Here is a 12,913-nt window from a genome sequence, read left to right as displayed (position 1 = left end):
GTTGAGAATCTTTTCTCAACTTTTTTCTTTACACATATTGATAAAGTACTGGTGCAAGCCAACATCATCTGTCAATTCTGGATGAAAAGAAGTTACCAGCATATTTTTTTCTTGGGCTGCAACGATTTGATCATCAACTGTTGCTAAAACTTCTACACCCTCTCCAACACTGCTGATAATCGGTCCACGGATAAAGGTCATGGGAATCTGACCAACTCCCTTACATTCTGCCTCTGTATAGAAGCTTCCTAGTTGGCGCCCATAAGCATTGCGCTCAACCACTATATCCATAGTCGCTAGATGACTTTCTTCCTGAGAAGTGATTTCCTTAGCCAGCAAAATCAATCCCGCACAAGTTCCAAAGACTGGTAGTCCAGAAAGAATGGCTTCTCGGATGGGAAGCAGCATCTGCTGGTCACGCAAGAGCTTGCCCATGGTTGTAGACTCACCGCCAGGCAAAATCAAACCGGACAAGTCACTCTGATATTTCTGAAAATCATCTAAATTTCTGATTTCGACACTAGCGACTCCTAGTTTATCTAGCACTTTTGCATGCTCTTCAAAGGCTCCCTGCAAGGCTAATATTCCGATTTTCATCTATTTCCCTCGCTCAGCCATGAGAATTTGGATTTCATTCTCATTAATTCCAACCATAGCTTCCCCTAGGTCTTCAGAGATTTGAGCCAGAATTTGAGGATTTTGGTAGTTGGTTACGGCCTTAACAATAGCACTTGCTCGTTTAACAGGGTCTCCTGATTTGAAAATACCTGAACCAACAAAGACACCCTCTGCCCCCAATTGCATCATCAGCGCAGCATCTGCTGGTGTTGCAACACCTCCAGCTGCGAAGTTTACAACTGGCAATTTTCCATGTTCATGAACGTATTGAACCAATTCTATAGGGACTTGCAAGTCCTTAGCAGCTACATAAAGTTCATCTTCGCGTAGATTTTGAATGCGACGAATTTCCTGATTCATCATACGCATATGGCGAACGGCTTGAACGATGTCACCTGTCCCCGGTTCTCCTTTTGTCCGAATCATGGAAGCACCTTCAGCGATACGACGCAAGGCTTCACCCAAGTCCTTAGCTCCACAGACAAAAGGAACTTGAAATTCCTTCTTATCTACATGGAAACGATCGTCTGCTGGAGACAGCACTTCACTCTCATCGATATAGTCAATCTCAATAGCCTCTAAAATCTGAGCTTCAACAAAATGCCCAATTCTGACCTTGGCCATCACTGGAATGCTGACCGCTTCTTGGATTTCCTTAATCATCTTTGGATCGCTCATACGGGAAACCCCACCAGCTGCACGAATATCAGCTGGAATCCGTTCCAAGGCCATAACAGCTGCCGCACCAGCAGCCTCTGCGATACGAGCCTGTTCAGGGTTTTGAACGTCCATGATAACCCCACCTTTGAGCATCTGTGCCAAGTTTTTATTTAGTTCATAACGATTTTCAGTCATTTCTTAATCCTCATCATTTGTATTGGTAGCTACCATTTCATTTTAAGCCAGATTAGAATGAAGTACAAGATAAAAAAAGGATAATTGTATGGGTACAGATTGATACTCAATGAAAATCAAAGAGCAAACTAGGAAGCTAGCCGCAGGTTGCTCAAAGCACTGCTTTGAGGTTGTAGATAAGACTGACGAAGTCAGTTACATATATCTACGGCAAGGCGAAGCTGACGTGGTTTGAATTTGATTTTCGAAGAGTATAACTAAAAAACTATCTGACCTTAACTTAAGGCCAGATAGCTTAGCTATTATTATTTTTCAGCTGTAAGTGCAGCCATTGTGATGTAATTGTATGGTTTGTTGAAATGTGGCAAGAAGAATAGGTCTGTCAAGGCCAATTTATCAATGGTTACATGCTCTTGGATAGCAAGTGAGAACATGTGGATTCCCATACTGATAGCAGCATCATGTGACACCATTTGTGCACCAAGGATTTCGCGGCTGTCTTTGTCAAAGACAATCTTGATGGCAACTTCGTGGTTGTCATGTTTGATAAATTCTGGTTTTTGAAGATCGTTAAAGCCTGTTTCAGTTGCATTATAGCCTGCAGCTTTGGCTTTTTCAAGAGTCAAACCAGTCGAAACCATGTGAAGACCGTAGATAGAGATACCATTTGATCCTTGAACTCCGATTCCTTCCAATTCATGTCCACAAGCGTTATAAGCACCAACGATACCAGTACGTACAGCGTTAGATGCAAGAGCGATGTAGCTTGTATCTTTACGTGCATTGTCATAAACAGTTGCACAGTCACCAACAGCGTATACACCTGGGATAGATGTTTCTTGTTTCTTATCTACAAGGAAGGCACCATTGCGGAAGAGTTCAATCTTACCGTCAGCAAGAGCTGTATTTGGACGGAAACCAACAGCAAGAACCACCATATCTACATCAAATGTTTCTTTGTCTGTTACCAAGCGTTCAACTTTACCATCACCTTGGATGGCTTTAACTGTTTGACCAAGAGCCAAGCGGATGTTGTGGTCTTCCAAGTTCTTCGCCATCATTTGAGTGAAGTCTTTGTCATAGTAGCCGTTCAAGACTGTGTCTACGATATCGACAAGCACTACTTCTTTTCCAAGACGCTCGAAAGCTTCGGCAAGTTCAACACCGATATAACCACCACCAACAACGGCAATGCGCTCAAGGTGTTTGCTCTTGTCTTCAAGTTTCTCAATAACTTCTTCAGCGTTTTGGTACAATTTAACAAATTGTACATTTTCAAGAGTTGCTTTGAATTCGCGGTTGCCCTTAACGATTTCAACACCTTCGATTGGAGGCAAGATTGGAGTTGAACCAGTTGCAAAGATCAATTTATCATAAGACTCTTTGTGTTCTTTACCTTCAACTTCTGCTGTCACAACTTTGTTATCGTAGTCAATTGAAAGAACTGGTGAGTTCATGTAAACTTTAGCACCTTTTGCTTCCAATTTTTCTTTATCAGAGTAGAAGAGACCTTCTGGGCCATCAATTTGTTCCCCGATCCAAAGCGCCATTCCACAACCAAGGAATGAAATATTTGAGTTTTGGTCAAATACTACGATTTCGTTCTCATGTCCGAAGTTGTCCAACATGGTATTAATACAAGCTGTACCAGCGTGGTTAGCACCAACTACAACGATTTTACTCATAGAAAAATTCCTACCTTTAATTTTTGATTTACCTTCCTAGTATATCATTTACTGTTAGCGTTTACAAGATATTTGCTCAGAATTCTCTTTTTTTCAGAAAAAAATACACTTAACATTGATAAATCCAATTTTTCTATCGTTTTCATATTAATTTTGAGCATATTTCTTGACTTTTTGTCAAAATTCATTTGTGAAAACGCTGACTTTATGATATGCTAGATACATGGAAAGAAAATGTAAGGGGTTTAATTTTTCTTTAACGACCTTATATTGAATGATTTCCTATAAAGAGAAAGGAGCTGGTAGCTTGCCTCTTCATTCACGTTCTGAACGGCTAATGGGAACAACTATCACGATTTCATTAGTAGATGAACAGGCTGATTGCCTACTTCAAGGAGCCTTTGATTTACTCAAGGAGCTCGAATACCGCTTCAACGCCAATAGTCAAGAATCCGAACTGATGGAAATCAACTACCAGGCTGGAATCGTACCTGTTAAGGTTCATCCTGACCTGTTTGAACTGATTGCTCTTGGACTTGAGCATAGCCTAGCACCATCTAGCCATCTCAATATCAGTATTGGTCCCTTGATTCAAACCTGGCGAATCGGATTTGCAGATGCACGGCTTCCAGACTTTAAAGAAATCGAAGCTGTCTTGCCTCTAGTTGACCCCCATTTTATCAAGTTAGATCCCTCTGGCTCTACTGTCTTTTTAGAGAAGAAAGGAATGAAGCTTGATTTAGGTTGTTTAGCTAAGGGCTATAGTGCAGATAAGGTTGCCCAGTATTTGAAAGAACACGGTGTCACCTCTGCCTTGATCAATCTCGGAGGTAATATCCTCACCATCGGGAATAACCAAGCCAAAGAAGGGAAAGCCTGGCAGATTGGGATTCAAGATCCGCGAAATCCTCGTGGCAATCATCTCCTAACTATCCCTGCTTCTAACAAATCCGTTGTCACTTCAGGTATCTATGAACGCCACCTGACAGTAGATGGAAAAGACTATCACCATATCTTTGATAGTAAGACAGGATTCCCTGTCGAAACTGATCTCGCTAGCCTGACGATTGTCTCTGATAAATCCGTTGATGGTGAGATATGGACAACACGCCTTTTCGGAGAGCGAAGCGCTTCTATCCTCTGGCAAGTCGAAAGTATAGATGGTATTGAAGCCATCCTCATCGACAAAGAGGGACGCCTTGCATGTTCTTCAGGCCTTCAAAATTGTATTATGTAAAAAGAGAAAGGAAATCTCATGCTAAAACTTATTGCCATTGTTGGAACGAACTCTAAACGTTCTACAAACCGCCAATTGCTCCAATACATGCAAAAACACTTTGCGGATAAAGCTGAAATTGAACTCGTTGAAATCAAGGATATCCCTGTTTTCAACAAACCAGCAGATAAGCAACTTCCAGCTGAAATTCTTGAAATTGCAGCTAAAATTGAAGAGGCTGATGGTGTGATTATCGGTACTCCTGAGTACGACCACTCTATCCCTGCAGTTTTAATGAGTGCTCTTGCTTGGCTATCTTACGGTATCTACCCACTTTTGAACAAACCAATCATGATCACTGGTGCTTCTTACGGTACACTTGGTTCCTCTCGTGCCCAATTGCAACTTCGTCAAATCTTGAACGCTCCTGAAATCAAGGCAAATGTTCTTCCAGATGAATTCTTGCTCTCACACTCCCTTCAAGCATTTAACCCAAGTGGTGACTTGGTTGACCTTGATGTCATCAAGAAATTGGATGCCATCTTTGATGACTTCCGTATCTTTGTGAAGATTACTGAAAAATTGCGCAATGCACAAGAATTGCTTCGCAAAGATGCAGAAGAATTTGACTGGGAAAATTTGTAAGATAGGAGACCGAAAGAATGAAATTTGTTGGACTTGTTGGATCAAACTACGATCAATCATATAACCGCAAACTCTTGGAATTTATTCGTCGCAATTTCAAATTCAAATTTGAATTAGAAGTCCTTGAAATCGACGAAGTTCCGATGTTTAACCAAGACGAAAAATGGGACGAAAGCTTCCAATTGCGTTTCTTGTATAACAAGATTACACGTGCTGATGGTGTCATTATCGCCACTCCTGAGCACAACCACACTATCTCAGCTTCACTTAAATCTGTACTCGAATGGCTTTCATACGAAGTTCATCCATTTGAAAACAAGCCTGTTATGATTGTAGGTGCATCATACTATGACCAAGGAACATCACGTGCCCAAGTTCACCTTCGTAAAATCCTTGATGCTCCAGGTGTCAATGCCTACACACTTCCAGGTAACGAATTCCTTCTTGGTAAAGCTAAGGAAGCTTTTGATAACAACGGAAATATCACCAACGAAGGAACTGTTAAATTCCTTGAAACTTGCTTAGATAACTTTGTAAAATACGTAGGAGTCGTTTCGAAATTGAAAAAACCAAAACCAATCGAACCAGAAGACTTGGATTGTGGAAAACCAATTGCTACAACCATTACAGAAGTTGACCCTGACGATCCAGAATGGGTAGAAAAAGTTGCAGCAATCACTGGTGCTGTTTCTGGTGATACCTATGTCAAATTAGACCACGGTATCCTGACCGTTAACCAAATCGATATGTTCTTGAAAGCTATGCCATTTGAATTGACATACGCTGACGACAACAACCAATTCCTCTATTACAACAACGCTCACCAAGATCCAGACACTATGTTCGCTAAACGTGTACCACCTCAATCAGGTAGCCGTATGTCGACTGTTCATGGTTCTCTTCCACCAGCACGTATGAAGAACGTAGAGTGGGTTATCGGAACACTTCGCAACGGAAACCAAGAATACGTCCGTACGATCGTTCCAGGTTCTCCTGCAGGTGTCATCAACACCCACAACTACCAAGCAATGTACTATCCTGATGGATCATACGCTGGAATCAATGAAATTGTCTTTAACTTCCAACCATGGCTTGACTGGTACCTAAAAGAGACTGGTCAACGTTTGGTGGGTGGTAGCGGACCATTTGCTCCTGCTGCTGGAGGTCATGGAGACGCCGATGCTACTTCTGGCGCTTCTGATTCAGGGGATGCTGGAGGCCACGGTGGTGACGCTGACGCTACATCTGGCGCAAGCAACTAAGAAACCAAAAAGGAGCCTAGTGGCTCCTTCTTTTTTGTTGTTATCAAAAAAGGGTTTTGTATATCATCTACAAAACCCTTGAATTTTATGAATTTGGATCATCAAGACTACGGCCGTGCAAACCTTTTTCACGTTGTACTTGACGTAGTTTTTCTGGTGTAACGTCATTTCCTTCCTCGTCCACAATTTTGATTCCTTCAATGTGGTGGCGAACAGAACGACGATAGCCTTCGATGTACTCCTCACGAAGTTTAGCTTGTTCCACTTTTTCAGCAGAAGTTAAGCCTTCTGTTTTTTTCTTTTTGGCAAGCTCGTTAATGCGATCAATTTTTTTAGGATCCATGTTTCTCTCCTTTATGATAAGATTTAATCCGTTTACCAGATTTTATTTGGTATTGATTTGGTTGAAACGTGCAAGTTTAGCTGCTTTCTTGGTTAATTGCGACAAGATAGCCAAGCGATTTTGTCGGACAGCCTGGTCTTCAGCCATTACCATGGTATTTTCAAAGAAAGCATCAATAACTGGGCTAAGCGCAAAGAGTTGTTCTAATTGCTGACTTGCAGTACCTGACAAAACAAGTGATTCTACGGCTTCTACCAAGGCTTTCTCTTCTTCATTCTCAAAGAGAGCAGGATCAACAGTATCAGTTCCTTCGGCTTTTTCAGCCAAGTTGAAAGCACGTGAGAGGGATTCGACAGATGGTTTGAAGTCTTCTTTCTTGCTTGCTTCGACAAGAGCACTTGCTGCTTCCAGCATATCCGCCACAACAAAGTTTGAACTTGCAAGGACTGCTTCCTTGATATCTTTTGGAGTAGAACCCATCATCTTATCAACACGAGCCTTGATAAAGTCCATGACCTCTGCTTTATTTTCATAAGTCAAGCTGTCAAATTTCAAAGTATAAAGACTATCAATCAACTCATCCATAGCAATATGCCAACCAAAAGCATCCAAGATACGAACCACACCTTGCGTCGCACGACGAAGGGCATAAGGGTCATTAGAACCTGATGGAATCAAGCCTACTGAGAAGAAACTCAAAATCGTATCCAATTTGTCTGCAATGGCTAGAATGGCTCCCACCTTACTCTCTGGAAGAGCTCCGTCAGCAGCTGTCGGCATGTAGTGTTCACGAATAGCAGCCGCAACTGCTGGAGTTTCCCCAGCAAGGAGGGCATATTTCTCACCCATAATTCCTTGGAGCTCATCAAACTCACCAACCATACCTGTCAACAAGTCAAACTTGTAAATAGCTGCTGCACGAGCTAGGTCAACTGTTTCATCCACTGACAAGCCAGCTTTTTCTGCCAAGAGAATGGCAATCTGCCCCGTACGAATCATATGTTCACGAAGAGAACCAATCTTTTCATGGAAAGTGACGTTGTTTAATTTTTCAACAAGGTCAGAAATGACCAATTTTTGGTCTTCACGCCAGAAGAATTCTCCGTCCTCCAAGCGGGCTACCAAGACTTTTTCATTTCCCTTGATGACATTTTCCAAATGCTCAGCGTTTCCGTTACGAACAGAAATAAAGTTTGGCAAGAGTTTACCTTCTTGATCACGAACAACGAAGTAACGTTGGTGTTCCTTCATCGAAGTCACCAAAACTTCTTCTGGAACGTCAAGGTATTTGGCATCAAAACTTCCCATGAAGGCAGTTGGGTATTCAACCAAATTCAAGACTTCATTAAGCAAATCAGCATCAATTTCGATACGTACCCCATGTTCAGCTTCGATTGCCTTGATTTGGTCAACAATCATTTGCTCACGTTCACGTGGATCTGCGATTACAAACTGAGCACGAAGGTCTTCTTCATAGCTCAAAGCTGACTGAATCTTGGTTTCTTGTCCCAAGAAACGATGACCGCGACTCACACGATCGCCCTTGATATCAAGGAAATCCAAATCAAACTCTTCTTCATCTAAAAGAACTGTCAAAGTGTGTACAGGGCGGATGTATTCAAAGGTATTGTTAGCCCAGTGCATGCTGACAGGGAAAGTCAAGGACTTCAAGACATCTACAACACCTGGTACTATGGTTTCAACTGCTTGACCCACTTCTTCCTTGGTAACATAGACATATTCTTCACCCTTGATTTCACGGAATTCAATATCTTCAACTGTCAAGCCTTTTCCACGGACAAATCCTTGAGCTGCTTTGGTGAAGTTTCCATCACTATCCAAGGCAATTTTCTTTGCTGGTCCCTTGAAATCTTCGGTCAAATCAGACTGTTTGTCTGCAAGACCAGTCACACGAACAGCCAAACGGCGTGGTGTTGAGAAGGTTTGAATGGCTTCAAAAGACAGGCGGTTTTCCTTGAGGAAGGCTGCCATTTTTTCACCTAGTTGTTTTTCGCTTGGAGTTACTACGTAGGCTGGTAACTCTTCAAGACCGAGTTCTACTAATAAATTTTTTGTCATGTTTTTCTCCGAAAAGTATCTTTTTATTTTCCAGTTTGCCTTATGTGATTGGCACGCAAGCAACCAACTTCGTTGTTTCATTGCTAAAATTGGAGTCGAAAGTCTCCAATTTTGCCTAGTATCCTTAGCTTCACTAAGGATACCTTTATCACTGCGGCAACTGGAACAGGGCTCACTCCGTTCGCCCATTTTCGTAATTTGTCACTCTCTTTATTCTGCGTCTTCTGCTAGGAGTTTAGCTCGTGTTGCTTCATCCAAAAGTGGGTAACCTAGGCGTTTGCGTTCTGCGACAAAGGTTTTGGCTACGACACGGGCCAAGTTACGGATACGGGCGATATAGCCTGCGCGCTCCGTTACGGATACGGCACCACGCGCATCAAGTAGGTTAAAGGTGTGTGAACATTTGAGAACATAATCATAGGCAGGGTGAACCAACCCTTCTTCCAATGCACGACCAGCTTCTTTTTCGAACTTATCAAAGTTTTCAAGCAACATTTCTTGGTCCGAAATTTCAAATGAGTATTTCGAATGCTCGTACTCAGGCTGGATAAAGATTTCTCCGTATTTTACACCATCTGCCCACTCGATATCATAGACAGAGTCCACTTCTTGAATGTAAGAAGCCAAGCGTTCCAAACCATAGGTAACTTCCGCAGTCACAGGGCCTGTTGCCAATCCACCGACTTGTTGGAAGTAAGTGAACTGAGTGATTTCCATACCATCAAGCCAAACTTCCCAACCGAGACCAGCTGAACCAGTTGATGGGTTTTCCCAGTTGTCCTCAACGAAACGGATATCGTGTTCCAATGGATTGATACCCAATTTTTCCAAAGACTCAAGATAAAGTTCCTGGATATTTGATGGAGATGGCTTCATGACCACTTGGAATTGGTGGTGTTGGTAGAGACGGTTAGGGTTTTCCCCATAACGACCGTCAGCAGGACGACGTGATGGCTCTACATAAGCCGCATTCCATGGCTCAGGTCCGATAGCACGAAGGAAAGTGTAAGGACTCATTGTCCCCGCACCTTTTTCATTATCATAAGCCTGCATGAGCATACAACCTTGGTCATTCCAAAATTGTTGCAAAGTAAGGATGATTTCCTGGAAAGTCAATTTTTTAGACATTGTTTACTCCTTTAATTTATATTATCTTTTTAGCTTTATTCATCAAGCAACCAAGAAAAAGCTGAGTCCTGAAAAATATGACGTTTGGGAACAGTTTGTAAATTCTGATCGCATTCGTCTATTGTACCTAATTTCAAAGCACAGACTTCCGGTATATTTTCTTGAGCAGTGAAAATTTGACTATGACAGTTCTGACAGTAATAGCGTTGTTTTCCTGGAGATGAACTATAGGTAACCAACTGTTCTTTTCCATGCAATACTAGGTTTCTACTGCTAACTTTGGCATTCACTGTATAGGCAGACGCAGTTGCTTTCCGACAGAATGAGCAGTGGCAAAAAACTAATTCCGACAATTCCTCATCTAAAGTGTAGGTCACTGCTTTGCATAAACAAGATCCTTTAAGCATTATGCTCCTTTCTACTTAGGCATTAGACGAAATTCAAAAAGAACCGAATTTCAACACCCAAGCCTTGCGACTAGGGGCGTCAGAAACGCGGTTCCACCCTAATTTATTACTTCATTGTTTTTAAAAATACGACAGAAAGTGCCAGTTTCTTACCTTGTTCTACTTGGCTCCCACTACCCCAAGCTCGCTGAAGAACGCCATAAGACTTTCTTTCCTGTTGAATATTATATCAGAAAGGTACAAAATTTACAATTCTTTTTCTTACTTTCTAAAAATCCATCTCATCCACACGAGGTGCGCCCGAAGTCACTGAAATTGTCTTTAAGACTTCTCGCTCGTCTTTGCTGAGTTCAATTCCAAAACAGTCAAGATTGCTCTGGATGCGAGAGGCTGTCACTGACTTAGGTAGGGGTAAAAATCCTTCTGCCAAACTCCAAGCCAAGGCGATTTGAGCCACTGATTTCCCATGCTTAGTAGCAATTTCTTGGACTTCTTTCTGTTCAAACAGCTCCCCTTGCCCAAATGGTCCCCAAGCCTCTAAGAGAATCCCTTTCTCTCTACAGTAGTCAACCACTTCCTCTTGATAAACTCCTGGTGCCAAGCGTACCTGATTGACCGCCGGAATGATTCTTGCTGTCTCAAGCAAGGCATCCAAATGATGGGGGAGGAAATTACTAACGCCGATAGCACGGATTTTGCCTTCTTGGTACAGATCCTCCATCGCTCTCCAGACATCGGCATTGCGAGTTTTCCATGCCTCATTTTCTCTTAGTGGTTTTGGATTTGGCCAATGGATAAGGTACAAATCTAGATAATCCAATCCCAGTTTTTCCATTGATTCTTCAAATGCTTGGCGAGCTTCATCATAGCTGTGATTGGTATTCCAGAGTTTGGTCGTTACAAAGATTTCTTGTCGTGGAAGACCGCTATCTCGAATAGCGCGACCAACACTCTCCTCATTTTTATAGATAGCTGCAGTATCGATATGACGATAGCCGGCCTTTAAAGCTTCTAAAACGGCTTGGTAGGCTACCTCTCCATTTTCAGCTTTCCATGTTCCAAATCCTAGTACAGGAATTGAAACTCCATTATTAAGGGTGTAAGATTTCATCGTTTTTCCTTTCTATGTGAAGAAAATCTAAAGAAACAAAATCCTGATTATCAGAACACTTGCCCCTTTAGATTTTAACAATTATTGATCACGATCGTAATAGATCTCGTGAGCTTTCAAGCGAGAATTGAGCAATTCAGGAACGGTCACAAATGTATACCCTTCACCCTTTAAATACTCAATGACACTTGGTAGAGAATTAACTGAAGGACCATGGATATCATGCATGAGAATGATAGAACCATTGCGAACTTGACGTTGAATCTCTGTCAAAATGGCTGTCTCATTTTTACTCTTCCAGTCCAAACTATCCACGTCCCACATGATGAAGCTTAAATCAAGGCCGTTTCGAATATCATCAGTGATGGCACCATAGGGTGGACGCATCAGTTTAGAGCTTGATCCTAAAACTTGAGTTAACAAATCTTCTGTATCAGTGATTTGCTTTTTAGCATCTTCAAGCGAAAGTTGTGAAAGAACGGGATGACTCCAGCTGTGGTTTCCTACAACATGACCTTCTGATTTCATTCGTTTTAGAAGATTTTCATTACCTGCAATGTTTTTACCAAGTACAAAGAAGGTTGCTTTTACACCATATTTAGCTAAAGTATCCAAAGCTTGCGTGGTTGTAGTTGGATTTGGACCATCGTCAAAGGTTAAGGCTACAACCTTTTTGTTTTTCTTAGCAAAGTATGCTTGGTAAAGCTCAGCATCCTTTTCTAATAGATAAGAGGACTCAATGACATCAAAGAAACTAGATATTGGTAAAGCAATTTCCTCAACAGTCTCTCCAGCATTAGCAGGATAAAGGATGATTTGACTATCCTTATAATCAAAGCTCCAAGATGTCAATTCTTGGTCTGTGAAGCTCTTTATAACTTGATCAATTTTTGCCTGGTCAAGTTTCTTATCTTCTAGAGTTGATTTGATTTGACTCAGTAAAAGTTCCTTAGCCTTACTTGCATCTTTGAAGAGTTTGCTGAGGTCAAAATCTTTCCCATCTTCAGTCAAGAAAATTTTCCCTAAAGAAGTCTTTTCTTTTTCTTCAACCTTTGATGCAGACAAATCGTAGACTTGCTTACTGATACTACGAGCAACAACTCCCTTTAAGACTGGGTCCAACTGCTCAGTATAATAAAAGACCAAATCCTCTTTATCTTCCAGCTTTTCTTTGATATCCTGGTTGATTTTTTCTCTAACAGACGCAATGACTTCCTCTCCTTGCAGAGGGTAGTAGGCAATCACCTCAGCTTGACCTTTTCGGAAATGGTCCTTCTGACTACCTGAGTTGAATTGCTGGTCCTTTTCGCTTTTTAGCACTTCAATTTTTTGTTCGTAAGATTGCTTTTGTAGTAGCTTATAACCAATAGCACTCCCTAATAGAATCGTAGCAATTCCTAAGATTCCAACAAGGGAAAGCAATATCCTTCTCGTTTTATCGTGAGAAACACGTTTCGCTCTATTTTTTTTCATATTTCCATCATATCAAATCGAGGCTATTATTTCAATGATAAACAGGGATTCTGTCTTTTTTAAAAAAGTTTCATAAAATCCTGTGATGAAA

At 41.5% G+C, this 12,913-nt stretch carries 12 protein-coding genes; 3 read left to right on the top strand and 9 right to left on the bottom strand.

The genetic code is table 11. From position 1 onward, the window contains the following. Positions 1–15 precede the first annotated feature (15 nt). The 3 genes from pdxT to nox all read right to left on the bottom strand — a co-directional run bounded on the left by pdxT (position 16) and on the right by nox (position 3,158). Positions 16–597 (bottom strand): pyridoxal 5'-phosphate synthase glutaminase subunit PdxT, encoded by a 582-nt coding sequence (gene pdxT / locus FD735_RS03330; RefSeq protein ID WP_139658464.1) that lies wholly within the window; start codon positions 595–597, stop codon positions 16–18. Beyond that, positions 598–1,473: a pyridoxal 5'-phosphate synthase lyase subunit PdxS gene (gene pdxS / locus FD735_RS03325; protein ID WP_000138514.1), complete on the bottom strand. Its 876-nt coding sequence runs from the start codon at positions 1,471–1,473 to the stop codon at positions 598–600. A 305-nt stretch (positions 1,474–1,778) separates the two neighbouring features. Beyond that, positions 1,779–3,158, bottom strand: a complete 1,380-nt coding sequence (gene nox, locus FD735_RS03320; protein WP_000036761.1) for a H2O-forming NADH oxidase — start codon at positions 3,156–3,158, stop codon at positions 1,779–1,781. 307 nt (positions 3,159–3,465) lie between these two features. On the opposite strand from nox, the gene FD735_RS03315 reads away from it, so the two are divergent. From FD735_RS03315 to FD735_RS03305, 3 genes are read left to right on the top strand one after another with little or no spacing between them, the layout of a single operon-like run. Further along, positions 3,466–4,395 (top strand): FAD:protein FMN transferase, encoded by a 930-nt coding sequence (locus FD735_RS03315; protein ID WP_139659096.1) that lies wholly within the window; start codon positions 3,466–3,468, stop codon positions 4,393–4,395. 18 nt (positions 4,396–4,413) lie between these two features. Beyond that, positions 4,414–5,019: an NADPH-dependent FMN reductase gene (locus FD735_RS03310; protein ID WP_000915935.1), complete on the top strand. Its 606-nt coding sequence runs from the start codon at positions 4,414–4,416 to the stop codon at positions 5,017–5,019. 17 nt (positions 5,020–5,036) lie between these two features. Further along, positions 5,037–6,281: an NAD(P)H-dependent oxidoreductase gene (locus tag FD735_RS03305; RefSeq protein WP_000673672.1), complete on the top strand. Its 1,245-nt coding sequence runs from the start codon at positions 5,037–5,039 to the stop codon at positions 6,279–6,281. 85 nt (positions 6,282–6,366) lie between these two features. Here FD735_RS03305 and FD735_RS03300 read toward each other — a convergent pair whose 3' ends face one another. The 6 genes from FD735_RS03300 to pgdA all read right to left on the bottom strand — a co-directional run bounded on the left by FD735_RS03300 (position 6,367) and on the right by pgdA (position 12,822). Continuing rightward, positions 6,367–6,624, bottom strand: a complete 258-nt coding sequence (locus FD735_RS03300; RefSeq protein WP_000371301.1) for a DUF896 family protein — start codon at positions 6,622–6,624, stop codon at positions 6,367–6,369. Positions 6,625–6,666: 42 nt separating this feature from the next. Beyond that, entirely contained in the window at positions 6,667–8,703 is a 2,037-nt protein-coding gene (gene glyS, locus FD735_RS03295) for a glycine--tRNA ligase subunit beta (RefSeq protein ID WP_139658463.1), read from the bottom strand. A gap of 210 nt (positions 8,704–8,913) precedes the next feature. Beyond that, complete coding sequence (glyQ, locus tag FD735_RS03290) at positions 8,914–9,831, bottom strand: glycine--tRNA ligase subunit alpha (RefSeq protein WP_000038733.1); 918 nt, start codon at positions 9,829–9,831, stop codon at positions 8,914–8,916. Positions 9,832–9,866: 35 nt separating this feature from the next. After that, on the bottom strand, positions 9,867–10,238 hold the full coding sequence (locus tag FD735_RS03285) for a GFA family protein (protein ID WP_139658462.1): 372 nt from the start codon (positions 10,236–10,238) through the stop codon (positions 9,867–9,869). A gap of 268 nt (positions 10,239–10,506) precedes the next feature. Continuing rightward, the gene (locus FD735_RS03280) at positions 10,507–11,349 is read right to left on the bottom strand and encodes an aldo/keto reductase (RefSeq protein WP_139658461.1); all 843 of its coding nucleotides are present in this window, start codon (positions 11,347–11,349) and stop codon (positions 10,507–10,509) included. Positions 11,350–11,430: 81 nt separating this feature from the next. After that, positions 11,431–12,822: a peptidoglycan-N-acetylglucosamine deacetylase PgdA gene (gene pgdA / locus FD735_RS03275; RefSeq protein ID WP_139658460.1), complete on the bottom strand. Its 1,392-nt coding sequence runs from the start codon at positions 12,820–12,822 to the stop codon at positions 11,431–11,433. Between the last annotated feature and the right edge of the window lie 91 nt (positions 12,823–12,913).

The organism is Streptococcus sp. 1643, assembly GCF_006228325.1.
GTDB lineage: Bacteria > Bacillota > Bacilli > Lactobacillales > Streptococcaceae > Streptococcus.
This window is presented reverse-complemented; position numbering and strand designations above follow the sequence as displayed.

Bases quoted from the DNA above. Each gene is read 5' to 3' on its own strand.
- pdxS (WP_000138514.1), bottom strand. From the start codon at position 1,473: ATGACTGAAAATCGTTATGAACTAAATAAAAACTTGGCACAGATGCTC.
- FD735_RS03310 (WP_000915935.1), top strand. From the start codon at position 4,414: ATGCTAAAACTTATTGCCATTGTTGGAACGAACTCTAAACGTTCTACA.
- pdxT (WP_139658464.1), bottom strand. From the start codon at position 597: ATGAAAATCGGAATATTAGCCTTGCAGGGAGCCTTTGAAGAGCATGCA.
- FD735_RS03285 (WP_139658462.1), bottom strand. From the start codon at position 10,238: ATGCTTAAAGGATCTTGTTTATGCAAAGCAGTGACCTACACTTTAGAT.
- FD735_RS03300 (WP_000371301.1), bottom strand. From the start codon at position 6,624: ATGGATCCTAAAAAAATTGATCGCATTAACGAGCTTGCCAAAAAGAAA.
- glyS (WP_139658463.1), bottom strand. From the start codon at position 8,703: ATGACAAAAAATTTATTAGTAGAACTCGGTCTTGAAGAGTTACCAGCC.
- nox (WP_000036761.1), bottom strand. From the start codon at position 3,158: ATGAGTAAAATCGTTGTAGTTGGTGCTAACCACGCTGGTACAGCTTGT.
- FD735_RS03280 (WP_139658461.1), bottom strand. From the start codon at position 11,349: ATGAAATCTTACACCCTTAATAATGGAGTTTCAATTCCTGTACTAGGA.
- glyQ (WP_000038733.1), bottom strand. From the start codon at position 9,831: ATGTCTAAAAAATTGACTTTCCAGGAAATCATCCTTACTTTGCAACAA.
- pgdA (WP_139658460.1), bottom strand. From the start codon at position 12,822: ATGAAAAAAAATAGAGCGAAACGTGTTTCTCACGATAAAACGAGAAGG.
- FD735_RS03305 (WP_000673672.1), top strand. From the start codon at position 5,037: ATGAAATTTGTTGGACTTGTTGGATCAAACTACGATCAATCATATAAC.